The sequence below is a fragment of the Haloarcula sp. JP-Z28 genome, from assembly GCF_011440255.1.
GTDB classification, from domain to species: domain Archaea; phylum Halobacteriota; class Halobacteria; order Halobacteriales; family Haloarculaceae; genus Haloarcula; species Haloarcula marismortui.
Map to the genome: position 1 here is coordinate 96,120 of NZ_JAAOHT010000005.1, position 25,290 is coordinate 121,409.

Genomic DNA, 25,290 nt, shown 5'->3' on the forward strand with positions numbered 1-25,290 from the left:
GCTGTCCGTTCGGATTATCCCAGCCGGATTAGAGCACACAGGCAACGGCAAACCCGATGATGATGGCGAGTCGGTGCTGGGGCCGGAGCGGACGAACCCAAGCGGCCACTCACGCCTGCTGATACCGCGTCGACCATTTGGGTAACGACCGACGGTAGAGGGCGACGCCGACAACAGCCATGACACCACCAGACCCCCCGAGGGCGGCAAGCAGGGTCCCAGACAGCGGCGAGATGGCGAACCCAGCGATAAGGATCGGGACTAGCGAGAGGACCATTGCCGCGCCGAAAACAGCGAACAAGGCCGTATCGAAGAGGAACTCGTTCGGAGAAAGGCCAGTGAGGTACACGGTGGTGCCGAAGATGTAGCAGGCAACGCCGACGAGCAGGACGCCTCCGACAGCCGCCTCGGCGACCGACCCGCCACGCCAGACGAGTGCGAGTCCGTAGAACGCGAGTCCAACTAGCGGGCCGAGCAGGAGGAACGCCCGGAATTTCCCCACAAAAACGGCTTTCACAGAGAGTGGATGGGCGAAATACAGGCTCACGTCATCGGATTGTGTGAGCCAGTTGTAGGTTGTAAACCCAGAGAGCCCGAGAATCGCACCGAATGAGATACCAGTGGACGGCGGCACACCCGTAATCTGTCCGGCGAAATCGACCAGCGCGGCGGTGACACCGAACAGCACCGCCGCCGAAAAGAGGACTTTCCCGAACCCGCCAGCGCTCCGGTGGATGTCAAGCAGGCTCTTGGTCGCAACTGGGTCACCGATCCGTCGCCACCAGCGGCGGAAGGCCGGTGTGACCGTTCGAGCGGGGCGGGGGGCGGTCGCATCGAAGGTCCCGGCGCTGAGCAGAAAGACGACGAGGATACTGGCACCCGTAGTTCCGGCCCGCACAGGGGTCTGGGCGAGAAACAGACCGTAGGGGGTGTAGAAGACGATATCGACACCACTTGCCAGCGCTGCACCGACGGTGACGAGTGGGGCCGCGAGTAGCGCCAGTCCGGGAACGCCACGGCCAGCGAGGCCGAGGGCCGCAATCGTCGTGCCCATTCCGAGGACGAACGTCAGTGCGAGGGTCGTCCACAGAAGTGGGACCGTCTCAGCTACGAGGAGAGGCCCGGCGGCTCCGCTGACTGCAAGCACCGTTCCGAGGGAAATCGGCAACAGGAACAGCACTGCGTAGTAGACACTGTCCTTGACGACGAACAGTCCCAGCAGCGTGTTCTGCGATAGCGGGAGCGTGCGAGCCGAAAAGACCAGCAGCGTCACATCACCGAGGAGGTTCCGGAGAGCATCCCGTCCCACAAAGCCGATGGACCCCGTGTGGAGACCAAAGACGAACACCAGTGCGTGGAGGCCGGCGAACACGGTTTTCGGCTCGGTCCCGGTAACAGCAAGAAGCTTGGCCGCGGCTCCAGCGAGCAGACAGATAAACACCGGAAACAGGGAGAAGTGACTGCCGCGGAAGAGCCGACTGTGGAGTCGCCACTCCTCCCGGAGCATCTCGACAAACACCCTTCGCGCTCGTCCGTCACTCATGTGTCAGCGATTTCGGTCCCTGGTCCACTGTTGCGTCAACGTTGTCCAGAAACACGTCGAGGAGCGTCACATCAGCGTCGAGTTCTGCTGGCCGGACATCGGCGACGAGTTCGCCGCCGTACATGATGCCGACCCGCGAGCAGAGTTCGGCAGCAACGTCTACGTCGTGTGTCGTAACAACAATCGTGTTGCCGTCGTCCCGGTACGAGCGCAGGAAGCGCTTGACCCGCTCCTGAACGATTGGGTCGAGATTCGCCAGCGGTTCGTCGATGAACACGACATCCGGCTCGTGGAAAAACGCGCCGGCGATCATCACTTTCTGCTGTTGGCCCCGCGAAAGGTCCGAGGACAGCGTGTCGAGTTTCGCGGTGAAGCCGAGACGGTCGGCCCATGACTCGGTCTGCGCTGTTACCGCGTCGTCGGGCATATCACGGATAGCACCGACAAAGTCGAAGTACTCGCGTGGCGTCATGAAACTCGGCGGTGACTCTTTTTCAGGGAGAATCCCCGCTCGTTCGCGGACCGCTGTTGGCTGCGTTGCCGGGTCGACACCGAGTACCGCTGCCTGTCCACTATCCGGACTGAGCTGCCCGGTGAGTATTTCCATTGTGGTGGTCTTGCCGGCCCCGTTCGGCCCGAGCAGTCCGAAGAACTCGCCATCGTCGATGCTGAGCGAGAGGTCCGCTATCGCGGTCATGTCGCCGTAGGCCTTCCGAAGCGACTCGATCTCGATTGCTGTCACGGCGTTCTGCCGACCATCGTGGTTCTGTCCGTATAAGCTATTATACTAGATAAGAACATTCCAGATAGTCTGACAGCGGTTTCGGGGACACGTGCATCTAAATTGATGAATCTGTGCCCTGCAGTATCGACCTCATCGCCGGCGGGACCACGTTTCTGACCATTGACCGCGAACGTAACAGTGGATTCGACAGTATCCACTGGGCGCCTCCCGATGTGGTCGAGTGGGCGTCAGGGATGCTCGACGAAGCAGCGACGGGGGCGGCTCCGCCCAACGACCACGCTGACACCGCCGAAAGTTGAATCTGGCCGGCATAGCGGACGCGATATGTATTGAGCGGCATACTTGTCAGATATGTATCGGCCGAACTGTCACCTGTAGTCCGTGTTTGTATAACCATTCTTTGAGTAATCGATATCTCTTAACACATGACAGGATAGATATGCTACATGGCCCCGCATCGACTCCACCACCTCGCCCTCCTCTGTCTGGTCTGTGTGTCGCTCCTCTGTACCGCCATGCCAGTCGGCGCAGCGCCCCCGCCAAGGCCGCTGTGTGACGCCTGCGGTGACACCTTTGAATCGACGGCCGAGTCTCACGGTGTGTCGGTCACTGTCACACACAGCAATGCAACCGTCGCCGTCAACAACAACGGAACCGCAACGTGGGTCGTCCACAATCGTCTGTCTAACGCAGAAGGTGTTGCACGGCTTCGAGCAAACGAGAGCCTCCGGACCGCTATCGCCGACAGGGCGATGTGGGACACCGAACTCCTGAGCGCGAACGTGTCCGGCGATGGCGTCATAACGCTACGGTACCGCGAGGCCGACTTCGCTCAGCAGTCCGTCGGCGGGACAGTCCGGACTGGCGAGTTTACTGAAGCCTACGGCTATCGAAACCTCGATGGCCTCGGTGCTGATCGGCTCGTCGTCGTTGCTCCCGACGGGATGCGAGTCGAGCAAGCCATCGACGGCGCAACCGTCTCAGACGACGGACAGCGGATGACGCTGACCGAACTCAACGACGGGCGTATCGTGACGTTCGTTCCCCGTGACACGGCCGTTGGGCCGCTGTTGAGTCTACTCGCGGTCGGAGCACTGCTCGGACCCGTGATGGCGGTGAAGGCGCTCGCATACACCACGCTCCCCGCAGCGGTGTTTACCCTCTTGATCGGCGCTGCCGCCGGGGGTGTCGCCCGGCTTGATTGGGACTTGAAACGCGTCCGGGACTCCGCTGGCATCGTCTTCGCCGGCGTGGGCGCGCTAGCGACTGTTCTGTCGCTTCTTGGAGCGACGGGCGTTTTGCGGTTGGGTGGCATAGCGGCACCGCTGTTCGGCGGTGGCACCGCGCTGTTCATCTGTGGCATCGCACTGTCACAGCGGCGCGTCCGTGAGCGCACAAGCTATCGGACGGTCGTTGGCGGCGCAGTAGTCGGCGCAGGCATCGCGCTCGGAGTGACGATAGCGGCGGCGCCGATGGTTGCCGGGGACGGGTTCACGTTCCCGGTGTCAGCGCTGTTGGTTCTTGGACCTGCGTTTGTGCTTCTCCCGGCCGGGTACGCAGTCGGCCATGGGAACCGCCGGCTGGCGTTGAAGACCGCCGCCATCGGGTTCGTGCTGTCGATGCTACCAGTCCTCCCGATACTGCCTGCGCCGTTTGGACTGGGCGTGCTTTTCATCCCTATCGCAACGGCCAGCGCTGCTGCCGTTGCTGTCGCCGGTCTCCCTCTCTTCCTTGCCGGCGTCTCGCTTGGCGTTCCCTCATCTGGCTGTTGACCAGTTCTCTGGCGACAACCGCAGTGCAAACACGCCATTCGGTTCGGCTCTGAGTAGACCAGTTTAGACGTGTCAGGACAACGTGGGCGACCACGGTCGTGCCCTGATTTGATCGGCAGTGTGTTCCCGCGTTACTCTATGCCATACTCTTTGATAATTACCCGAGGATAGCATCGATGTTACCTGGTTGTGCTTATGTTGCCATTAGTACATAAGCGCGTGAACCGAACAGAAATACACGATGTCACAGACGAATACTGGTCACAATCTCGACGATGAAGTTGCTGAATACCGTGACCCCGTCCACAACGTCGACCCGCTCTTTGTCAATCGCTGGTCGCCGCGTGCGATGACTGGTGATTCACTTGCTGAAGATGCCCTCCATTCGTTGTTCGAAGCCGCACGCTGGGCCCCGTCCGCGTTCAATAACCAGCACTGGCGGTTTGTTTACGCTACCCGCGAAGACGACGAGTGGGACTCCTTTCTCGACCTGCTGAACGAGGCCAACCGCTCGTGGGCACGCGACGCTGGCGCGCTCATCGCCGTCTTCTCGAAAGTCACCCTCGACCACAACGGCGAAGCTGCTGTGACGCGCTCTTTCGATACCGGCGCTGCGTGGCAGAATCTCGCTCTCGAAGGCGCTCGGCGCGACCTGGCTGTTCATCCAATGGCAGGCTTCGACTGGGACCGGATTCACGACACTCTGTGCGTCCCCGAAGACGAATTCGACGCCGAGGCGATGGTCGCTGTCGGTGAACGCGCCGATCCCGAGACGTTGCCTGACGACCTCAAAGAGCGTGAAGAGCCGAGCAATCGGAAGCCGCTCGACGAAATCGTCTTCAGCGGCCGGTTCGAGTGAGCGAGCAGGTGCGTTCTGCACCCAGCTGAGAGCGTAGCGAAACCCAGGTATCTCTTCGTTACCGCCAACCATGGACGGGGAGTCGGCACCCTGAAACAGAGCGCTGAACTGAGTCGTATCGTGCGCCCTTCGGTGCTATGCTAGTGAGTGTCGAACTGTGTTCGGGTAGTTCTCGTCTCCAAGTAGCTACGCTTATAACTGTGGCCACGAGAGGTATCGTATAGGCGGCCACAGCGGCGGGGTTGCCTCCCGTACCCATCTCGAACACGGAAGATAAGCCCGCCAGCGTTCCGGGGAGTACTGGAGTGCGCGAGCCTCTGGGAAACGCGGTTCGCCGCCACCATTCATACCTGATTTGAGTTCCAGTGAGCGACGCGGCTTTGCTGTAGCTCGGCTTGAAATCCTCCTAAATTCGGTAAGCACTACCAGACAGTTCTGCCGTTGCGTATCGAAGTGTTCGCAGCGACATCGTTAGTCTGTCGCCGTCGATGCTGCGAAACAACGAACGGTCAGTCGCTCGCGGGGCAGGCACAGCGGCCATATCGCTCACAGAGTGAATGGGCTCTGTGGTCATGCGTAACGCACAAGTTCTGTTTTGAGTCTTGAGCACTTACTTAGTGGTGCTGTGATTTGATTCGGCATGGACCGTCGCTACGTCATTGGTCTCGCCGTCGCGCTCGTAGCAATCGGTATCGGACTGGCCGCTTTCACGGCCCCCTGGTCCCCGCAAACGACCTCACCTGGGCTGGACGAGACGTATCCTGCAGGGGCAGGTCCGGATCACATCAATTTCTCGGCGCTTGAGGAAGACGATATGAACGTCTCGCACACCCCCCGTGAATACTGGGACTCGTACGCTATCATCTACACCGCACCACCCGACCGCCCGCTCATAGAAGGCGATTATTATATCAATTCCAACACGGGGGAGATACTCGCTGACCGGTGGCACAACGCCACGGTCTATCGGAACGGGACGACGTATGCGGCCGTTCAACCGGTCGACGATATTCCGAACGAGCGCCAGAGGGAGGAACTGGAATCGGACGACAGCTACGTCTACCACGACGCCACCGACGCGTATTACCGGTACGACCCACGCTACGGACAGATTGCGCCCACGAACATCGGCCGACATCCTGACCTCCTCGACGGGTACACGTGGACGGCCACCAACAGGACGACGCACCACGGCGTCTCCGTCATCACGTATCGCGTCACGGGCAAACGAGCGACCGCCGCCGACGACGCCCCACCGCTTCGCAACGGCACGCTCTCGCTCGGAGTCGAGGATGGGATCGTCTACGCGTTCGATATCACGTTTGGCAGAGACGGACGCACCGACCGATACACGTACGACGTTCGTCCCGCTTCCTTCCCGGACCACAGTTGGGTTGACACAGCCCGAGCGGTCGCTTCTGAGAACGCGACCGAGAGTTCCGCCCGTTGAGGCCCGTCAAGGTCCTCGTGACTTTGCGGCGTTCCGGTTGGTCACGACCAGTCAGGGGGTCACGATCAGGCTAAACCGATAGACGGTGCCTTGGTATTCGGCGACGACACCCCGGAAGTCGACTCGGTCGTCGTAGCTGTCTATCGGCTGGAGGTCGCCAGCGATGCCGAGCGCGTCCAAAACCTCAGCAAGTCCGTCAGAAGGCGGTGCGCCCTCTTCGTAGCGGCGAGGCTCCTCGCTGATCGCGTCGTCGATCACGCCACGAGCGGCCTCCGAGAGGTCGAGTGAGGTCAGATCGAGTTCCAGAACCGCCGTTCGTGCGTACTCCTGGAACGCTTCGCGATTGTTCGAGATCTCGTCGATAGTGTACGTCCATTCTGGGACAGTTACCGTCCGCTGCTCTGTGACGGGGCGAAAGTATTCGTCTTCGTACTCGATGTAATCGAACGGCGGCGATGGGACGAACTCACTGGCTTCAGCGTCAAGGTGCTGGTGATACTCGACGGCCTGCAGGTTTTCGAATTGAGGGTCGCCGAGAAACCCATCGTTGCCCGCGTAGACCGCGTCGAGCGCAGCCTCAAGGACGCGTTTGTCCTGTGTCGAGCGGTCGAAGGGCCGTCTCTCGACCGTCGCGTCGTCCGGCGGCGTCTCCTCGGACCGTGTGACCGCAAAGTGCCAGCGGTCCCGTTCGAGCTGCCGTGCCTCGTTTATCTGGACCTGATAAAAGATCCCGTCCTGCCGGAGGAACGTCGGGCGCGGCCTCGTGTCTTTGCCCCACCGGTCTCGTCCGACGAGCGGCCACTGTTGGACGGTAACGCTACCGGTGTCGAACAGTTCTGACGTATACTGCTGTTTCGTCTCGGCAGTAAAGTCGACCCTGGTGGTCGCATCAATTGCGGTCGGGTCGGGCCAGAGATACGGCCGACCGATTGATGAGAGGTCCTGTTCACTGGCGATGAGCGCGTAGTTGTCGAGACTGCCGGGATTGAGACAACCGGCGGTCGCGGTGATCACCCCGGACGCGCCGATGAGTCGGAGGGCGTGGCGGCGGGAACAACGCATTGCTGTACCGAAGTAGTTAATATACCGATAAATTGCTTGTGGTGTAAATCTACGGGCGGAACAGGCCGAATGCGTCGGGGCTTGACCTCGAGGCGGGTCACATCTCTCCGTGGGAATGCCACACGAGTCCGCATTTTTCGGGGCCAGCCCCCATTCGACTGAATTAGAACACGCCGAGTTCGAACACGGCGAGGTAAATCTGCCCGCCACCGGCGAGTATCATCACGACGGCTGCGATCTGGTGTATCCGTTGCAGGTACGTGCCGACGGTGTGCCAGAGGCTGATTCCAACCCCCGCAAGGAGGGTCACGCCGACAAGCGGAACCGCGACGCCGAGTGCGTACGCTGTGAGGACGAGAATACTTGTGTGGACTGGCAATGCGAGCGCCTGGGTAACCACGCCGAAGAACAGCGGCACGACACAGCCCGCTGCGGCAACCGCGTACACAGCACCGAACACGCCGAACCCGGCTACCGACGCCGGTCGCTCTGGCAGCGGGACGCGGAGTTCGGGCTCGCGGTTCAGGAGCATCACGACGCCGAACACGACCAGACCGAGTCCGATGACCGGTTCGAGCAGCGGAAGTGCGTTCTTGAGCGGTTGCCCAAGTGCGAGGACGAGCAGCGCCACGAGGGTGAGCGCAGCAAGCGCTCCGCCAGCAGCGGCGGTGGCCGGTGGCAGCATACTCACATTCCCGTCGCTTTCACGCAGGTAGTACCCGATGTAGCCCGGGAGAAGCGGGAACGCACACGGGGCAAAAAAGGTCGCGATGCCAGCGCTCGCGGCGAACGCAAATGTCCCGAGTACGGCAACATCCGCCATCTTAGACCAGTGCGTCGAGTTCGTCTCGGAGCGTCTCTTTCCCGGCGAGCCCACTGTGACCGAACTGGACGGTCCCGCGCTCGTCGACGATCGCAATGTACGGAAGTCCGTCCGCCCCAAATGCCGCAAGCAACTCACTACCGGGGTCAATGCCGACAGTCCAAGCACCGCCGTTCCGGTTCCACCATTCACCAATGTCAGCCCTCGTCAGAGTCTCGCTCGGGCGCTCGTTCGTCACTGAGATGAACGAGACATCGGTGTACTCGGGCCGAATCGAATCGAGTATCTCGAGCTGGTCGTCACAGGGTGCACACCACGTAGCAAAGAGGTCGACTACCGTGACGGTTCCCGGCGTCGGTACGGGCGTCTCGCCTGCCGACGAGCCGCGTGCATCGAGCGTCTCAACGCGAACCGGAAGCTGGTCTGTGTTTTGGGACCGGATACCTGACAGCCCGTTCTGGGCAACCCACAGGCTTCCCCCGGTGAGACCGAGCCCGGTCATGGCCGCAACAACCTGCCGGCGGTTCACGCGGTTCTCACCGTTTCAAGGTCAGCAATAATGGTTTCTTCGTCCGGTGACTTCGAGCGGTAGGCACGCTCGACAAACCCATCGGCGTTGACCAGTAGCGTCAGTGCTGTATGCGTGAACATGTACATATCCATGTCCTCCGGTTCAGTTCGCTGGAACATAACCCCGAACTGGTCCTGTATGACAGCCTTCGCCCGCTGCTTCGACGCCGGTCGAAGGAACTGCCAGCTTTCGCTATCGGCGTCGACATTCATTTTGTCGGCATACACCCCGAGTCGTTCTGCGGTATCACGAGCGGGGTCGAACGTCATCGGGATGAACCGGACGCCAGCGGCGTAGCCGTTGTTCTGGGCGTGGCTCTGAATGTTTCGCTGCGTCGAGATGAGAACTGGACACACCGTCTGGCAGTGGCTATAAAAGAATGTGAGAAGGGTCGGCGTTTCAATATCCCGCAGTCGAACCTCGCGGGATGCGGTCGGTGTGGCGACACGCACGTCCGGAATCTGCTCACCCCATGCCGGGTACGGAAGGTCACTGCTCTCGAACTCCCGGTCGGGCTCTTCGAGGACGACGTCGGGATTCGAGTCGCCGAGCCGACCACCACCGAGACAGCCGGCGACTCCAACAATTGTTCCAGCCGCACCCGTCGATTTGAGAAGCGTCCGTCGGCGCATACGCAGTATTTGTGCCCTCAAATATTTGGAGAATCTGGTGTGATTCTCGTAAACCGTCGTTCGCCTGCTCTCGCGTGGTTTTGGACTGTGGGTGTGAGCAAAACCACAGCACAGTGAAAAAGACGGTTCCCGGACCCGGACAGACGGCGTTGAACTGAGGCGAACCGCACATTGACATTCTCATCACGTGTTACCGGGGCACTGTGTACCGCGTACTCTCTGGCAAGTTCCGCTCAAATCACGTCATAGAGGACAGCGTCTCGTTGATTTAGGAGAGCAGTCGTGTCTCAACTGATACGCCGTGATAGTTGGCGTGTCATGAATGGGCATGTAACACTATCAAAAATAAGACTTTTGCATATTATATCCGTATTTTGATGAGAGTGTCTGTACAGATTTCCTCTGTATTAAGATGAGTATGTAGCTATATCCCGAAGAATACGGAGATAAGATTTCGTATATTGTATCAGAAGTGGATATTCTAAACGTCAATAGTCCTAACACTTATGTGTAATCTATTCGATATTGTAGTCGTAATGCCAGAAGCGAAGTTCGAGGTTGATGTCGACAGCGCGCCAGACGAACAACCGGGCGCGAACCCGTTCAATCGGTGGCACCCGGACATTCCGGCGGTCGTCGAAGCGGACCCTGGCGAGAGTATGCGATTAGAGGCACTCGACTGGACCGGCGGACAAATAACCGATAACGACAACGCCAATGAGGTCCGCGACGTGGACCTCTCGCAGGTGCACTATCTCGCAGGGCCCGTTCACGTCAACGGTGCCGAGCCGGGTGACCTGCTGAAAGTCGAGTTCCACGACATGGGGCCGCTCAACGACCGCTCGGAGTTCGGGTTCACTGGCACGTTCTCCCAGCAAAACGGCGGCGGCTTTTTGACCGATCACTTCCCGAAGGCGGCCAAATCTATCTGGGACATCGACGGCTACACAGTCTCCTCGCGCCACATCCCCGATGTCGAGTACGAGGGGAAGATCCATCCCGGTCTCGCAGGCTGTGCGCCAAGCGAGGAACTGCTGGAAGCATGGAACGAGCGCGAACAGGAACTCATCGACAAGCACACCGAGGACCCCGAGTCGATACCGAACCATCCGACCGGGAAAGAGGAGCCAGCCGTGGCGAACCCACCGACACCCGACGGCGCGCTCATGGGCGAGATGGACCCCGACGAGGCCGAGGAGGCAGCAGAAGTCGCGGCCCGAACCGTGCCACCTCGAGAACACGGCGGGAACCACGACATCAAGGACCTCTCCATCGGCTCAACGGTGTATTTCCCAGTCTACGTCGAGGGCGCAAAGTTCGGCATCGGCGATTTCCACGCCTCGCAGGGAGACGGCGAGATTTCCTTCTGTGGCGCGATCGAGATGGCCGCCTACGTCGATCTCGAATTCGACCTCGTGAAAGACGGGATGGAGAAGTTCGGCGTCGACCACCCAATATTCGAGCCGGGTCACCGCGGGCCGAACTTCGAAGACTACGTCACCTTCTGTGGCTACTCCGTCACGGAGGACGGTGAACAGAAGTACATCGACTCCCACACCGCGTATCGGCGGGCCTGTCTGCAGGCTATCGACTACCTCAAGCAGTTCGGCTACACCGGCCAGCAGGCGCTGCACATTCTTGGGACTGTCCCGGTCGAAGGGCGTCAGAGCGGCGTCGTAGACGTGCCAAACGCCTGTTCGACGCTGGCGCTCCCAACGGGCGCGTTCGACTTCGACGCGTCCCCCGAAGGTATCGAGCACAACAGCGCCGACCGCGGTGACCTCTGTGTCACTGACGACCCGCTGTAATGAGAGCTAGAGACAATACGGGCTGTCGACACTGATGTTGGGAGAGACGACCGATGACGACAGCAATAACGAGCCGAACCCCACACAGACCGCCGCAGGCGAACTCGCCGACGCAATCCGGACAACACTCGGGCCCAACGGATTGGATAAAATGGTCGTCGGCGAGAACGGGACGGTCATCGTCACCAACGACGGGTCGAAAATCATCGAGTGGATGGATATCACGCATCCAGTCGGTCGGCTGGTCGAGCAGGCCGCGGCTGCACAGGACAATACCGTCGGGGACGGGACGACGACGGCGGTTGTGCTGGTCGGCGCGCTTCTTGAGGAGGCTGCAACGCTTCATTCAGCCGGGCTTCATCCAACGACAATCATCGACGGCTACGGCAGAGCCGTCGAGGCCGCTCTTGACCAGCTTGCGCAGTACGAACGTGGCCTGCACAGCCGGCAGGACGACCGACTGACACAGATTGCGAAGACTGCCGTCACAGGACGGTGGGACGACGCTTCGACCGACCGGTTCGCCGAACTGACTCTCAGTGCGCTGCAGGCAATCGAGTTCGACAGGTCAAGGCTCACGCTCAAGTCCTACCCCGGCGGCGAACTCCGCGAGTCCGTCTGTCTCGACGGAGTGCTGGTCGATCTAGAGACATCATCGACATCCCTCAACGCCCTCAGTCACCCGCGCACCCGGACCCATGACGAGCCGGCTATCGCGATGGTCGACGCCGAAATCGGCATCGAGGAACCGAACAATGTCGAATCGGTGGAGCTGCAAGACGCGACACAGCGGAACGCGTTTCAGGCCCACGAACAGGACCGGAGGACCGAACTGGTAGAGCAGGTGGTACAGTCCGGTGCGACCGTGCTCCTCTGTCAGAAATCCATCGACGAAGCAGTCAGGACCGCGCTCGCCCAGCGGGGTGTCCTCCCTGTCGAACGGACCCGGCGAGACGAGTTCGATGTTATCGCCCGAGCGACAGGAAGCACGCCAGTCATGTCTGTCGACGACCTGACCGCGGACGACACCGGCACTGTTGGGTCGGTCACACAGCGGACGGTCGGGACTGCACAGACGCTCGTGCTGCAGGGCTGTCCGGAGGAACACCGAGCAACACTACTGCTCCGTGGCGGCACGCCACACGTCGCAGAGGAAGTCCGCCGCATCGTGGCAGACTGTATCGACGTTACTCGTGTCGCACTTGACGACGGCGTGTTCGTGCCGGGTGGTGGTGCGGTGCCGACCGCACTGGCGATGGACCTCGCCGCGCTGTCCCGTGAGATCCCGGACCGGACACAGCTCGTCTTCGATGGGTTCGGAACCGCACTGGAAGCCCTCCCCCGGACACTGGCCGCGAACGCGGGCACGGACCCACTGACCACGCTGACAGGGATAAAACAGCGACACGACGCCGGCGCAGAGACGGTCGGTGTCGGCCCCGATGGCCATCCCCGCGACATGATCGACGCGGGTATTCTGGAACCAGCCGCGGTGTTCAGGAGTGCACTGCAACGAGCAGTCGCCGTTGTGACACAGATCCTTCGGGTCGACGACGTTGTGCGAACCAGCACAAACGAGCGCACAGCGGACGGTGAACACGACCACGCCCACGCGGCGACGGGTGGCTATCCGTGGGCGGTGGGGCACTGAGAAGCGAGCAGACACCGACAGCCCTCCAGCCGACCGGCTGCTGGATCAGGCTGTGTTACTCGTCTTCATCCGCTGAAGGGCGTTCGCGCTGGGCCACGAACACCGGCCCGAGGAACCGGTTGGCGACCTGATCAGCCGGCATCCCGAACACGAATGTCGCCAGCGACGGGTCAGTTTCACCCATCACGACCGTGTCAAACCCATCAGAAACGTCCACAATTGCGTCAAAGGGGTTCTGGTCGCGGTCGATCCGCGTCTCGATAGTCGAGGGGTCCATACCGAATTCTGCCAGCCGGTCCGCCAGCCCGCCGAGCAGTGTCTGGATATCGTCGTCGGTTGTGTCTTCATCCGCGACGTGATATAGCGTCACGTCGGCGTCCATCTCTCCGAACACACTGGCGACAACGCGGGCAAGCCGGTCGACCCCGATGGCCCCACGGACTGGGACCAGTACGTCTTCGACCGGCCCTGTGGCGTTCGGAACGAGAACAGCCATGCAGTCGTGCTCAGCAATCATACGGTCGATAGTCTTCTGTCCGTTATGAGTGAACACGAGTCGCCGCTCGACGGTGGCTCCGGCGTCCTCGAACATCTCCTGGTACTCGTCGAGCCGTTCCGTTGCCCGGTCCTCGAACTGCATCCGTGCCTGTCCGGGGGCAGTCTGCTCCGGGATGACATGGTATCCCAGCAGGACGACGTGCGCATGGGCGAGCAGTTCGGGGACACCCTCCGGGACCGATTCTCCCTCGAGGACACGGATCGGGACGAGTATCGATAGACGGTCAGTCATACTCAGATATCTCCCTTGAGTGTCACGTCCCCAGCGTAATAACGGTACCAGAGGTACGAGGCAAGCATGACCACGACGCCGATACCGATTGACGCGGGCTGCATGAAGACGATCAGTCCGAAGCTCGCGAGCGCGCCCACGACCGGGACCAACGGATAGCCCGGTACTCGATAGCTTGGCGAGTACCACTCTGGGTTCCGACGGCGCAACACGAGCAGGGCGATACACATCAGCCCGTACATAATCAGGTGGAGAAACGAGGCGACTTCCGCAAGGAGTTCGACCCGGCCAGTCGCGACGAGGACGAGGATCGGGCCGCCAGCGGAAAGCAACGCGACGTGTGGCGTGCCGTATCGAAGGTTGACTTCGCTCGCCTTTCTGGGAAGCAACGCGTCGCGGCTCAGCGCGTACACGGCCCGCGAGGCACTGAGAATCGACGCGTTCGCGCTCGAAAACGTCGCCAGCAGCCCGGCACCCAGAATCGCGACCGCACCGGGCAACCCAAGGAAGTCACGGGCTACTTCGACCATCGCTGTCTCCCCGAATTCGCCGAGTCGTTCAGCGCCAAACGCGCTGGTTGCGACGAAAATTGTGACAACGTAAAATACGGTCACGATCAGGACCGAGCCCACCATCGCCAGCGGGAGGTTCCGACTCGGTTGTTTGATTTCACCTGCAACAGTGGCGACCTGTGCGAATCCCAGATACGACGTGAACACCAGCGCAGCGGTCGTCAACACCCGGAAGTACCCTCTGGAGAAGAACTGCTCCGGAACGGTGCCGCCGCCGAACACACCAACAGCATCAAGAACGCCGTAGGAAAGGAAGCCCGTCAACACCACGAGGAGAACCCCGACTACGACGTTCTGGAGCTTCGCGGTGTTTTCCGTGCCGCCGATACTCAACGCCGTCAGTGCGACCCCGAACAGCAACCCGATGCCGATGACCGGGCTGAACGGGAGCCCGATGCCGAGCTCGGCGAACACAGCGCTCGCGTAGTGGCCGAGCCCAACCAGATAGAACGCGGACGCGAACATCAGGCCCAGCCACAGCCCAAGGCCTACGATTGCGCCATAGGCCGTCCCCATCCCCCGCGAGATGAAGTAGTATCCGCCGCCGCTCCGTGGCATCGCTGTCGCGAGTTCCGAAGTCGGAAGCGCCACGAGCAACGCTATCAGGCCGCCAATAGCAAACGAAAGGGTAGCTGCGAGCCCAGCGTTTGCGGCCGCCAGCCCCGGGAAGACGAAGATTCCGGCTCCGATCATCGTCCCAATCCCGATTGCCAGCCCGCCGACCAGCCCGATAGTCCGTTCTAGTTCAACGTCGTCGTCATGGACGACTGTGTCGTCGGTGACGGCTTCCGGCTCCTCAGCAGGTGCCTCACCGGCGATGTTCTCGCCCGCAGGGTCAACGTCGACAGGCTGTTCAGCCATGTGACAGAATATCCCACCTGTCTGATAAAACCGCCGGCAGGAGACATAGCAGACGCCGGGGATAACAGCGGTAACTGTCCGTAAGACGGATTGAACAGGCCGTTATGAGGATATCGGGCCGTATCGGAGTCTCTCGATAGTCGGGTGAGACCCCAGTTGTGGCTTCAGAAGCCAGTCATTCGGTTAAGCAGCACACCCAGCCAGTCGAAACAATTCTATGCGTAGGTCACCTCTACGTAGTACTGTGCGGTTCAGTCATCATCCTCAGGCGCTCATCATTCCCGACGACATCCGGGACACAATGGCGGCGCATATCGCGGCGCGTCACCCCCACGAGGCCGGTGGATATCTGGCGTGTACGCGACGGGACAGTCGGTTGTACGCGACCGACCACGTTCTGCTCGACAACGTTTCCCCCAGACCGCGGCGTCGGTTTGTCGCCACAGACACCGGTGCCATTCCAGCAGGGCCACGGGTGTTCTATCACTCACACACAGCAGCGTCGACACCATCAGGGTTGACGGGCACTGACCGACAAAACATCCGTGACCGGTTCGCGCTCGTCGTCTTTGCCCCACATGGGGAGCCCTACAGTTACCGGCTGTTCCGACTGGGGTTGTTTAATTGGCAAGAGGTTCCAGTGATGGGAGAAGCATCCCAAGAAGAGCCAGCCAGATTGCCACGGCTTGTTTGAGGGGCTGTAGGGGCGTATCGCTTCGAGACTGCTGTGTGCCGGGCGAAAACAATTATCAAGTGGGGTCGAATACGTCCGGTTAGTCTTCCTCGCCGCCAGCTACAATGTTGGGGTTGCTCTGTTTCTCGACGCTGTAGATCGGGTAGTCGTCCTTGGTCGCGTAGGCGATGACGAGGAACGACACGAGCCCGACCCCGGCGGCGATGAACGTCGGCAGGCCGTCGAAAGCGGCGGTGAAGATATCGTTCGGGATATACAGGAGCGTGTTTTCGTAGGCGTAGGTCGTCGGCACCAGCACGAAGAGCACGAGACGGGTGGCGGAGCCGGCGATCATCGAGCCGAGTGCTGCCGGCGTGGTCGCGATATCGGACCAGTATAGCCCCATCACCAGCGGGACAAACGCGCCGGCCAGCATGATATCAAACGCCAACACGAGCAACATTCCCGTCGCAGAGACGCGTATCGCAAGGAACACGCCAAGCAGCGTAATCGGGACAGACATCAGGCGCGTGACGGTGAGCAGTTTGTCACTCTCCGAGCCAAAGAAGCCTTCATCGACGCCGCCGTCCGCGGCGGCTGCCGGACTGCTGGAACTCTCCTCGTCGACGCGGATGTTGCCGATGTTACGGGCGATGACGGCCGACGTTCCCAGAATCGCCCCGTCGCTCGTCGAGAACGAGGCGGCGACGATGCCGGCGAGCACGAGTGCAGCCAGCCACGGTGGCACAGCGTTCTGGAGGAGCGTGTACAGCACAGCCTGATTCCCGGCTTCCACACCGAGCGAGGCGAGAATCGGGTTCGCCGACAGCGCAACGACGGAGAACGGGACGCCGATAATCAGCGTACCGGCGGCCCCGATGAAGCAGGCCTTCTGTGCGGTTTCGGGGCTATCAGCCGCAAACACCCGCTCCATGAAGTCGATGGCGACGATGTCACCGAGGCCGAGAGCGACGATGGTGGCGAGGTTGATGTACGCCCCCTGACTTGGGTCGGTGAGCTGTCCGAGGTTCGTCGGTCCCATGCCGGTGGGAATGGTGATGCCGTAGTTCGTCGTGACGTAGAATATAAGCGCGATGGAGCCGATGAACGCGACGCCTGCCTGTAACACGTCGGTGTAGGCGACCGAGAACAGACCGCCGGCGACAGTGTACGCGAGCACGAGCCCGGCGATGATGAACACGCCCAGCTGGAAGCTCGTTCCGACGAAAATCTGGAAGAGGTACCCGCCGGCGACAAGGTTCCCCGCAAGCAGGAACGCGTAGGCGACGGACATAATGATGCTTGCGACGATCTCAGCGGTCCGACCGTACTTCCGGCGGTAGAAATCCGGTAGCGTCGTGAGGTTGAGTCGGTTCATCGGTTTCGCAAAGAACAGCCCGGTGAGGAACAGACAGAGCGCCAGCCCGACGGGCAGTGCCGCACCGGCCCAGAAGCCAAAGCCTGCTGCGAGGTCGGTATTCCCGAGCGTTGCGTTTGAGTCGAGCGACTGCGCCATCAGCGTCGCCGCAGCCAGCGGAAGGATAAGTCCCCGACCGGCGACGATGTAGTTGATGCTGTCGCCGTTGACTTTCTTGGCAACATAGAACCCGATGGCCATCATCGTCACGATGGTGGCGGCGAGCCCGTAGAGGATGACGCTCACGGCGAACCACCACTGTTGACGATTGAACAGGTATCAACGTTTTTTACCCTACTTCTCGCACTTTTCTTCCCGATACAGTTTGGTTTTGGGTAGTATTCAGTCACATGAGTTCCGTTTTGAGGACCACATAAAGACGTTGTGACAGTATTGTTTACACAGTGGAGTTATCCCGCAACGTCCATGGACTGTAGGCGTAGGTGAATGGACATATGTACAGTACCTTATTGAATATGTTCCCTAAAACTGTTTTAATACGGCATCCCAAAATTGAGTGAAAATCTGTCTACTTCTGCGCCCGCTTGGAGTATTTGTTCCAACCCAAAGTAGAAAATGCGGCCTGACCGGACACGAAATAGAGAAATAAATGCACGAAGCTCGAAATCTCAGGAGGACAAGGAAGTGACGCCCGACCCGATTCGAATGAAACGGAAAGTCCAGCAGTTGGGCTCCTCCACGCTGGCGGTGACAGTGCCCGTCGACTGGGCGCGCCAACACGACATCTCGAAGGGTGACGAGGTCATCGTCCAGCGCGACGAGAACGGCGGGTCGCTGCTCGTCGTCCCTGAACAGCCAACCATCGAGGATGTGGAGGCGACCATCGACGCCGACGCCCTGACCCCCGATGCACTGGAGCGGGCCATCATCACGCAGTACGTTCTGGGTCGACAACTCATTCGGGTTGAGGCGACGGCACCACTGGGGATCGAACACCGTAACGCCGTTATGAATGCCGAGCGCCGGCTAATGGGCCTTGGCATCGTTGAACAGGCCGAAACGACAGTGACAGTACGGTGCTCAGTTGCGCCGGAGGACTTCGACCTCCCGACGCTGCTGGGCCGACTCAGTCGGACCGAGGCAGTGATACGTGGGGATGCGATTTCCGCGCTCATCGAGGGAGACACCGACCTCATCGAAACAGTAGAAAGCCGTCAAGAACAGGTCGAGAAGCTGTTTTATCTGTTTCTCCGTCTGGTGTTTACCATCTACCGGAACCCACGACTGAACCAGGCCGTGGGACTGGAAACCGGATTCCCCCTTATCGGATACCGCTCGGTCGCACAGGACGTGGTTCTGATGGCTGACACAGCCGTCGAGATCGCGAGTCTGGCGACCGACTCGGCGACGCCCGATCAGTTGACTGCGTCAAAGCTCACCGAACTTGGGGACGCACTTGACGACGCAGCCAGCGCAACCCGGTCGGCGGTGACGACACCCGACTACGACGCGACCGAAGACGCCCGCGCCGCGTTCGACCTGGTTGACGACAGGATCGCCGACCTGAACGCACATCTGGAATCAGAGCGTCCCGAACCGCTGCTGGCGCTCCAGCGCGCTGTGGTCCTGCTTGAACGCAGTGCTAGACACGCTCGCGACAGTCTCTCGGTTGCGACGCATCTGGCCTTCCGGAATGACCCCTCGCTGGTCACCGGGGAGTAACTGCTGACCGAGAGGGGCGAGCCAGCATTAAATTCCTTAAGGAAACTCGAACGGTACATGTCCACTCGTGGTCATAGGAGTGGGTTTTACACATCCGAAGGAACGCTTATCCGTAGTTCGCAATCATCTACTTTTGTCGATACACACGCTGGGTTCGACCAGTTCGAGCCCGGGAAACAACTATATCATGACTGATCGAAACGGCGACGACATCTACGGCGAAAAGCACAAAGAAGCGAACGAACCCATCTTCAGCGGCATCCCAACCTTCCTCAAACTCCCGGAGGTCGAGCGCGACGCGCTTGACGAAGAGAACGTCGACATCGGCATTCTCGGCGCGCCGCTGGACACGGCGACGACTATTCGTCCGGGCACCCGCTACGGCCCACGTGCGGTCCGGGCTGCCTCAACGGTCCCCTCGCCACCCTACGAGCACTTCAATATCGAGACCGGTATCGACCCATTCGACACGTTTAGCGTCGCCGACACCGGTGACGCTGCTGTCTCTCCCGGTGACACGCGCCAGAGCCAGTTGAACATCGAGGATGCCGTCTACGAGATCAGCGAGCAGGCAACGCCCATTGTCATCGGCGGCGACCACTCTATTTCATACCCCGACATCAAGGGCTGGGTCGAAGCGAACGACTACGACGACATCGGCCTCATCCACTTCGACTGTCACGCGGACACGGGCGACGAAGGGCTGACCGGCTTCGAGTACGACCACGGCGCGTGGGTCAAGCGCGTCTTCGACGACGACCTCATGGCCGGCGAGAACTACACCCTGATCGGCCCGCGTGGCTTCTGGCCCGGTCCGGACACCTACGAGGAGATGCGGGAGGCCGGCATGAAGTGGTACACTTCCATGGAAGTCGGTGGGATGGACCTCGACGACATCGTCACCGATGCCGTCCAGCGGGCTACCGACGGCACTGACGCTGTGTGGGTCTCCTTCGACGTGGACGTGATGGAGCCAGCTTACGCGCCCGGCACTGGCGAACCCGAACCCGGCGGCCTCATCCCGCGTGAAGCCATCTACATGGTCCGTGAGGTTGTCAAGGCGCTCGACCCTGAGGACTTCGGCTTCGACGTGGTCGAGGTTTCCCCGGCCTACGACACCAGCGACAGCAGCTCCTACAACGGTGGTGTCACCAGCGGGCTTGCCAACCGACTCATCATCGAGGTGATGGGGAGTATGGCACTCGCCGAAAAGGGACTGGAATCTGGCGACCCGATCAAGCCCAAGGAACCGCTCGGTCCCACGGAGGAAGCCGAGACGCCCGCCGACGACTGAGATAACGCCGCGGTATACGCCTCAATCGCTATTGTTGTACTCCGTTGGTGGGCGGTACTTGAGGGGTGGTGTGTCGGCCGATGGACGCTGGCTCGGATGACGCAGGAATGGTGTCACAGGATAGCCATCGGCGATACATGGACGCATCAGTACGCTCGGTGTTGAGATGGGCCCCATTTAGACCGCCGTTCGGGTTTTCTTGATGGAGTTCTAACCGGTAATATGGCGTCGGTCCTTACCTCACTGGGGCGATCTCGGCGGGATGAAAGCGACGACGACAATTTCTACGATAGCCCGCGGTTCGTGACACACGCCGACGATGGCTTCATAAACAAGTTGACAAACATCTACGCGTCGGTGCTGTCTCCCGGCGACCGCATCTTCGATTGTATGAGCAGTTGGGTCTCACACCTGCCGGACGAGGACTACGGTCGGACTGTCGGTCACGGACTCAACGCAGCCGAGCTTGCGGCCAACGACGCACTCGATGAGTGGTTCGTGCAGGACCTCAATCGTGAGCAGTCGCTGCCGCTTGATGACGATGCGTTCGACGCAGTTTTGTGCGCGCTATCGGTCCAGTACCTCCAGTATCCGGCTGCTGTGTTCAGTGAGTTCGACCGGATTCTGGCACCGCAGGGCCGTGTCATCATCAGCTTCACGAACCGGATGTTCCCCACGAAAGCAGTCCGAGCGTGGCGCGTTGCCGACATGGACGAGCGCACGACGCTGGTTGAGGCATACTGTCGTGCAGGTGGGTTGACGGTAACAGAGACGGTTACAGCGCAACCGGAAAACGACCCACTTGTCGCCGTTATCGCGCAAAAAGAGTGAACAGACGGCGGCCGACGCGGCAGTAGCGAAGCGCGCTCTTCATAGCGGAAATCAGCACGGCCGGGACAGAAAGTCCGGACTGCCCGGTGCCGGCAGATGGCAACTACTGGAGTGGCGTTCGCAGTGGCCGCGTAGATGGTTAATTCGCTTGGTGTTGGCCGTGCGACAGCATTTGTATCTACAGAACATACTGCCTAGTATGGCATCGGAACAGCACGACGCCACGGAGACGCCAGCTACTGAGCCGAATCCTGCGGCGCTCTCGCTTGTCGGCGGGTTCGTCGGAACGGTGAGTGGGCTGAAGCGCGGCGGGCTCCCCGGCGCTATGCTCGGCGGACTCGTCGGTGGGACCACTGGGTACGTCGCTGGTGCTGCAGCAAAGGACGCAGCGACCGGCCACGAGACGCACAGCGATGAACCGATTACGATTGAGACGACAGACGCGGAACACGAGGATGACGGCACCGAGAGTGGGTCAGAGGAAGACGTAGCAGGAAACGAGCATGAAGACGCGTCGGCCGACCCTGACAGTGATGCTGAGGCTGACAGCGATGCCGACGGTGATAGCGATGGCGGACACAGCGACGCTGACGAATCAGACGCCTGAGACACACTGAACGTAGCCCTGTCGCGCACGGAGAACTCGGCACGCGAAACCCCCGGTCAGCAGTCCTGTGATCTCACTCGACAGTCAGTTTTCAGTTGGAGCGGACGATTGTACATCGCCGAGTGGCACATCGATTCCCAGTAGGTCAGCGCTTCGCCGCCAGAGCCGGCTTGCAGCCGCCCGGTCCCGAGCAGCGTGTGAGGGTGTCGCCGGGCGTTGGCCAGCGAAGTACCGGCCAGAAACATCGCCGATTCGGCTGGACACGGCGAGATGCAGGATTTCGGCTGCGCCGTCTTCGACAGACGTGATTCCCGGCACAGCATCGAAGAGCTTGACGAACTGCGGGATCGGGCCGGGAAGGAACCGGCTGAACCCGCTCCCGGGGATCGCACCCGGGTGGAGACAGTTCGAAACGACATCCCGGCCTGTGGTCTCGAGTCGGCGCGCCAACTCCGTCGCAAACAGCACGTTCGCGAGCTTCGAATGACTGTATGCCCACGTTCCCGTGTAGCTGTCAACAGTGGTGACCCGGTCAAGATCAAGTGATGTCCCTCTGTGCGCGCTTGAGGCGGTTGTAACGACACGAGCGCCAGCGTTGAGATGGTCAAGCAGCTCTGTGGTTAGTAGGTACGGCGCGAGGTGATTGACGTGGAACGTGTATTCAACACCAATGTCCGTAAGCCGGCCCTGACGGAACAGTCCGCCGGCGTTGTTCACGAGGATATCGAGCCCGTCTGTCTCGTCACGGACAGTGGCTGCGAGAGACCGAACCTCGTCGACAGCAGCGAAGTCGGCTTGGACGAACGCCGCGTCGACGCCCACCCCCGACAATTCAGAGACAACCGCCGCACCTGCGTCAGCGTCCCGACCATGCACGATAACATCCGCCCCGAGGCGACCCAGAGACAGCGCCGCCTCGCGCCCGATACCGCTGGTCGAACCGGTGACAAGTACCTGCATGCCCGTGCAATCGATATCCGCGACACCGGCCCGTTCCGCAGGTCGTTTCGCCATGGTAGTACTACTGTCTCTCCAACTATAACGGAACGGCTAGTACGGTTATTTGCGACCGAGCGACGTATCGAACTCACGAGCCGGTTGCCAGTACGAGAAGAGGTCATGACCGGACAGCAGCCAGTCATCGAGAGTTGTGAGTACCCGCGCATTTTTGATGGTCACAGCGGTATATTGAGAGGTGGTAGCAATTCAACCGGAGCTAGACGGGCGCACTGCTCTTGTGACAGGGTCTGCGAAGCGAGTCGGCCGAGAGATGCTCCTTGAGTTGGCGGCTGCCGGTGCCGATGTCGCCGTGCATTACCGGACGAGCGAAGAAGCGGCGGCGGAGACAGCAGCCGACGCACGGGATCACGGCGTCGAGGCAACGACCGTGGAAGGTGACGTAACTGAGCCTGACGCCGTTGATTCGCTGTTCTCGGACTGTGAATCGGAACTGGGGGATGTCGATATCTTGGTCAACGCAGTTGGTCCGCTCCCACAGGGGCGGTGGGATGAGCTGTCCCTCGATGAGTGGAAAACCGCTGTTGAGGGGTGTCTATACTCGACGTATCTGTGCTCGCAGCGAGCGCTCCCGTCGATGCGGGCAGCCGGCTGGGGACGGATTATCAACTTCGGCGTGGCAGACGCGCGTGATGACAGGGCAGTCCCGATGAACTTCCCGTACTTCGCGGCAAAAAAGGCAGTCCTGCAGTTCACGCGAACGTTGGCGTATGATACACAGGACGACGGGATTACAGTCAACGCTGTGTCGCCCTTCGCGGTCGAGAACACGGTTGTAGATGTCTCGGAGTTTCCGCGTGGGCGGGCAGCCACGTTCGAGGACGTTGCGGCACCGATTCTGTTTTTTTGTAGTGACGCGGCTGCGTACATTTCTGGCCAGAACGTGGCCATCGACGGTGGTCGACTGCAAGAAGCGTGACCGGTCAGGTAGCGGTCCGTGTGCGGCCAGGTGTGGTTTTACGGGCCGGTACAGCTCCGCGGAACCGTCTATCTCGTCCTGAGAGCAGCGTCTATGTTTGAGCTATCAGACGCTATCAGCGGCTTCCGGCTCATCGCTATCCTGGCGGGCAAGTACGATGCCAGCAATGAAGCACGCAGCTCCCAGCCCGTACAGGCCATAGCTCAGTGGTGCCGAAACGAGGAACCCTGCGACGATCAGTACTCCGAACGCGGCGTGCAGAATCGCAGTCTGATTCACGGCCGGTTTAGCGGGTTCAGAAGCAAAAATGACCCGGTCCGGAGCTCGGGGTTCGGGACTAAACGATGCAAATCTGTGTGGCGTTTTGCGACTAGAACGGCACCGATGCGACCGGAGCGGTATCCAGTCACCGTTGCCGCACCTCTCCCGCACCAATTAGACCCTATGCACAGGTCGCCGGCCCCACACAGTTGTCGCCGAGTCTCCCGACTTAGGCGGGCTGGAGTCGGACAATCGGTGCATTCGACGCATCAACGACAGCAAGGATATGTCCGCTTCCGGGTTCAACCACGACATCGCGGATGCGCCATCCGCGGTCGGCGAGGAGAGGTGTCGCCTCTTCGACCGTTCGCCCGTCGACGGTAAACCGGGCAAGGTACTGCGACGCCAGTCCGCCGACGAGCAAGTCACCAGTCCACTCAGTGAATGCGTCGCCGGTGTAGAAAGTCGCGCCGCTGGGTGGGAACCCACCGGAACCACAGTCCCACGAATACACTGGTGCGACGACATCGTCGCGGTCCGCATGGCTGACACCGATCGGGTCGCCGCTGCCGTAGGTACAGCCCTCGTCGGCGACCGGCCAGCCGTAGTTCGCGCCCCGTTCGACGATGTTGATTTCGTCGCCGTCCTGCTCGCCGAACTCGGCCTGCCAGATAGCGCCGGTGTCAGGATGGACGGTCATTCCCTGTGCGTTACGGTGGCCGTAGCTGAATATCGAATCGACCGCGTCCGGGTCGTCGGTGAACGGGTTCGCATCGGGAATCCCGCCCGAAGGCGTCAGTCGAAGCGTCGTTCCGAGTTCGTTTGTCCGGTCCTGCGCGACGTGGTCAGGCCCGAAGTTCTTGAACTGCCTGTCGCCGACAGTCATGTACACCAGCCCGTCAGGGCCAAACACGACGCGGGACCCGAAGTGGCCGTCAGAGTCGACGAACGGCTCAGCGACGTGTAGGTGTTCGAATTCCTCGAATTGCGCGTCAGTCACGTTCAGGCGACCACGCCCCAGATGTGTGGCCGACTCACCGCTGTCGTTGACCTTCGAATATGTCAGATACACCCACGCCGGGTCCGGAAAGTCTGGATGCAACGCCGCATCAAGCATCCCGCCCTGGCCGCTCGCATACACAGACGGCGCGTTACTGACCGGTGTGACTGTACCGTCGGCCGAGTCGACCAGCACCACGCTGCCGACGCGCTCCGTGACCAGCAGTTGCGAGCCATCAGGCAGCGGCGTGATGCTCCACGGGGATTCGAGCCCATCGGCGACGGTTTCGACAGTCACAGCGGTCGCTGAGTCGTCGGTCTGTATGGCTGTGTTGAATCGCCATAAGGCGGTGGAATTCACTGTTTGACGGCACGTTTGATGTTATAGACGACACACATCAGGGCGATTTCTCGGAACTCACGAAACCAGGAACGCGCTCGCACGGCGAA

Annotated in this window: 23 protein-coding genes, 1 rRNA gene and 2 pseudogenes; 13 read left to right on the top strand and 13 right to left on the bottom strand. The window is 60.7% G+C overall.

Annotated elements, in window-relative coordinates; translation table 11 throughout:
- Positions 1 to 109: 109 nt before the first annotated feature.
- Together G9463_RS04360 and G9463_RS04365 are read right to left on the bottom strand one after the other, a co-directional pair.
- Positions 110 to 1,543, bottom strand: coding sequence for a hypothetical protein (locus G9463_RS04360; protein WP_165896060.1), 1,434 nt, complete (start codon positions 1,541 to 1,543; stop codon positions 110 to 112).
- Positions 1,536 to 2,285, bottom strand: coding sequence for an ABC transporter ATP-binding protein (locus G9463_RS04365; protein ID WP_127014559.1), 750 nt, complete (start codon positions 2,283 to 2,285; stop codon positions 1,536 to 1,538). Before G9463_RS04365 ends, G9463_RS04360 begins: the two co-directional genes overlap by 8 nt.
- 113 nt (positions 2,286 to 2,398) lie before the next feature.
- Between G9463_RS04365 and G9463_RS04370 the strand changes: the two genes are divergently transcribed.
- The 5 genes from G9463_RS04370 (at position 2,399) to G9463_RS04390 (ending at position 6,369) form a co-directional block, all read left to right on the top strand.
- Positions 2,399 to 2,587 (top strand): hypothetical protein, encoded by a 189-nt coding sequence (locus tag G9463_RS04370; RefSeq protein ID WP_165896061.1) that lies wholly within the window; start codon positions 2,399 to 2,401, stop codon positions 2,585 to 2,587.
- Between the two features lie 147 nt (positions 2,588 to 2,734).
- Positions 2,735 to 4,060: a hypothetical protein gene (locus tag G9463_RS04375; RefSeq protein WP_165896062.1), complete on the top strand. Its 1,326-nt coding sequence runs from the start codon at positions 2,735 to 2,737 to the stop codon at positions 4,058 to 4,060.
- Between the two features lie 241 nt (positions 4,061 to 4,301).
- Positions 4,302 to 4,919: a nitroreductase family protein gene (locus G9463_RS04380; protein ID WP_165896063.1), complete on the top strand. Its 618-nt coding sequence runs from the start codon at positions 4,302 to 4,304 to the stop codon at positions 4,917 to 4,919.
- Between the two features lie 220 nt (positions 4,920 to 5,139).
- Positions 5,140 to 5,262: ribosomal RNA gene (gene rrf / locus G9463_RS04385) — 5S ribosomal RNA — on the top strand.
- A gap of 297 nt (positions 5,263 to 5,559) precedes the next feature.
- The gene (locus G9463_RS04390) at positions 5,560 to 6,369 is read left to right on the top strand and encodes a hypothetical protein (protein ID WP_007188508.1); all 810 of its coding nucleotides are present in this window, start codon (positions 5,560 to 5,562) and stop codon (positions 6,367 to 6,369) included.
- A gap of 51 nt (positions 6,370 to 6,420) precedes the next feature.
- Here the strand turns inward: G9463_RS04390 and G9463_RS04395 are convergent, their stop codons facing one another.
- The 4 genes from G9463_RS04395 to G9463_RS04410 all read right to left on the bottom strand — a co-directional run bounded on the left by G9463_RS04395 (position 6,421) and on the right by G9463_RS04410 (position 9,457).
- On the bottom strand, positions 6,421 to 7,431 hold the full coding sequence (locus G9463_RS04395) for a hypothetical protein (protein WP_011222543.1): 1,011 nt from the start codon (positions 7,429 to 7,431) through the stop codon (positions 6,421 to 6,423).
- 163 nt (positions 7,432 to 7,594) lie between these two features.
- Positions 7,595 to 8,254, bottom strand: coding sequence for a cytochrome c biogenesis protein CcdA (locus tag G9463_RS04400; RefSeq protein WP_165896064.1), 660 nt, complete (start codon positions 8,252 to 8,254; stop codon positions 7,595 to 7,597).
- Between the two features lies 1 nt (position 8,255).
- Positions 8,256 to 8,783 (bottom strand): TlpA disulfide reductase family protein, encoded by a 528-nt coding sequence (locus G9463_RS04405; protein ID WP_004965823.1) that lies wholly within the window; start codon positions 8,781 to 8,783, stop codon positions 8,256 to 8,258.
- Positions 8,780 to 9,457, bottom strand: coding sequence for an SCO family protein (locus G9463_RS04410; protein ID WP_121304290.1), 678 nt, complete (start codon positions 9,455 to 9,457; stop codon positions 8,780 to 8,782). Before G9463_RS04410 ends, G9463_RS04405 begins: the two co-directional genes overlap by 4 nt.
- 536 nt (positions 9,458 to 9,993) lie before the next feature.
- Between G9463_RS04410 and fmdA the strand changes: the two genes are divergently transcribed.
- Together fmdA and G9463_RS04420 are read left to right on the top strand one after the other, a co-directional pair.
- A complete protein-coding gene (fmdA, locus tag G9463_RS04415) occupies positions 9,994 to 11,265 on the top strand; it encodes a formamidase (protein ID WP_165896065.1) in 1,272 nt (423 codons plus the stop codon).
- A gap of 34 nt (positions 11,266 to 11,299) precedes the next feature.
- The gene (locus tag G9463_RS04420) at positions 11,300 to 12,916 is read left to right on the top strand and encodes a TCP-1/cpn60 chaperonin family protein (RefSeq protein ID WP_165896066.1); all 1,617 of its coding nucleotides are present in this window, start codon (positions 11,300 to 11,302) and stop codon (positions 12,914 to 12,916) included.
- Between the two features lie 55 nt (positions 12,917 to 12,971).
- Here the strand turns inward: G9463_RS04420 and G9463_RS04425 are convergent, their stop codons facing one another.
- Positions 12,972 to 13,706: a universal stress protein gene (locus tag G9463_RS04425; RefSeq protein WP_007188501.1), complete on the bottom strand. Its 735-nt coding sequence runs from the start codon at positions 13,704 to 13,706 to the stop codon at positions 12,972 to 12,974.
- Between the two features lie 2 nt (positions 13,707 to 13,708).
- Entirely contained in the window at positions 13,709 to 15,139 is a 1,431-nt protein-coding gene (locus G9463_RS04430; protein ID WP_004965814.1) for an APC family permease, read from the bottom strand.
- Positions 15,140 to 15,356: 217 nt separating this feature from the next.
- Here G9463_RS04430 and G9463_RS04435 point away from each other — a divergent pair, with 217 nt between their 5' ends.
- Complete coding sequence (locus tag G9463_RS04435; protein WP_165896067.1) at positions 15,357 to 15,833, top strand: Mov34/MPN/PAD-1 family protein; 477 nt, start codon at positions 15,357 to 15,359, stop codon at positions 15,831 to 15,833.
- A 79-nt stretch (positions 15,834 to 15,912) separates the two neighbouring features.
- On the opposite strand, the gene G9463_RS04440 is transcribed toward G9463_RS04435, so the two are convergent.
- Positions 15,913 to 17,475 (bottom strand): sodium:solute symporter family protein, encoded by a 1,563-nt coding sequence (locus G9463_RS04440; protein ID WP_165896068.1) that lies wholly within the window; start codon positions 17,473 to 17,475, stop codon positions 15,913 to 15,915.
- 420 nt (positions 17,476 to 17,895) lie between these two features.
- Between G9463_RS04440 and G9463_RS04445 the strand changes: the two genes are divergently transcribed.
- The 4 genes from G9463_RS04445 to G9463_RS04460 all read left to right on the top strand — a co-directional run bounded on the left by G9463_RS04445 (position 17,896) and on the right by G9463_RS04460 (position 21,644).
- Positions 17,896 to 18,912: a phosphate uptake regulator PhoU gene (locus G9463_RS04445; RefSeq protein WP_007188497.1), complete on the top strand. Its 1,017-nt coding sequence runs from the start codon at positions 17,896 to 17,898 to the stop codon at positions 18,910 to 18,912.
- A 187-nt stretch (positions 18,913 to 19,099) separates the two neighbouring features.
- On the top strand, positions 19,100 to 20,206 hold the full coding sequence (locus G9463_RS04450; RefSeq protein WP_165896069.1) for an agmatinase family protein: 1,107 nt from the start codon (positions 19,100 to 19,102) through the stop codon (positions 20,204 to 20,206).
- Between the two features lie 222 nt (positions 20,207 to 20,428).
- Positions 20,429 to 21,037 (top strand): class I SAM-dependent methyltransferase, encoded by a 609-nt coding sequence (locus G9463_RS04455; RefSeq protein WP_007188495.1) that lies wholly within the window; start codon positions 20,429 to 20,431, stop codon positions 21,035 to 21,037.
- A 199-nt stretch (positions 21,038 to 21,236) separates the two neighbouring features.
- Positions 21,237 to 21,644, top strand: a complete 408-nt coding sequence (locus G9463_RS04460) for a hypothetical protein (RefSeq protein ID WP_004965802.1) — start codon at positions 21,237 to 21,239, stop codon at positions 21,642 to 21,644.
- An 84-nt stretch (positions 21,645 to 21,728) separates the two neighbouring features.
- Here G9463_RS04460 and G9463_RS04465 read toward each other — a convergent pair whose 3' ends face one another.
- Positions 21,729 to 22,658, bottom strand: coding sequence for an SDR family NAD(P)-dependent oxidoreductase (locus G9463_RS04465; RefSeq protein ID WP_165896070.1), 930 nt, complete (start codon positions 22,656 to 22,658; stop codon positions 21,729 to 21,731).
- A gap of 223 nt (positions 22,659 to 22,881) precedes the next feature.
- Here G9463_RS04465 and G9463_RS04470 point away from each other — a divergent pair, with 223 nt between their 5' ends.
- Positions 22,882 to 23,580: an SDR family NAD(P)-dependent oxidoreductase gene (locus G9463_RS04470; protein WP_275040410.1), complete on the top strand. Its 699-nt coding sequence runs from the start codon at positions 22,882 to 22,884 to the stop codon at positions 23,578 to 23,580.
- Between the two features lie 105 nt (positions 23,581 to 23,685).
- Here the strand turns inward: G9463_RS04470 and G9463_RS04475 are convergent, their stop codons facing one another.
- The 3 genes and pseudogenes from G9463_RS04475 to G9463_RS04485 all read right to left on the bottom strand — a co-directional run.
- Positions 23,686 to 23,859 carry a hypothetical protein gene (locus G9463_RS04475; protein ID WP_004965797.1) on the bottom strand — a complete coding sequence of 58 codons (174 nt, stop codon included), beginning with the start codon at positions 23,857 to 23,859 and terminating at the stop codon, positions 23,686 to 23,688.
- 211 nt (positions 23,860 to 24,070) lie between these two features.
- Positions 24,071 to 25,162, bottom strand: a pseudogene (locus G9463_RS04480) (PQQ-dependent sugar dehydrogenase); the annotation flags it as partial.
- A gap of 35 nt (positions 25,163 to 25,197) precedes the next feature.
- Positions 25,198 to 25,290 (bottom strand): annotated as a pseudogene (locus tag G9463_RS04485) (IS5/IS1182 family transposase); the annotation flags it as partial.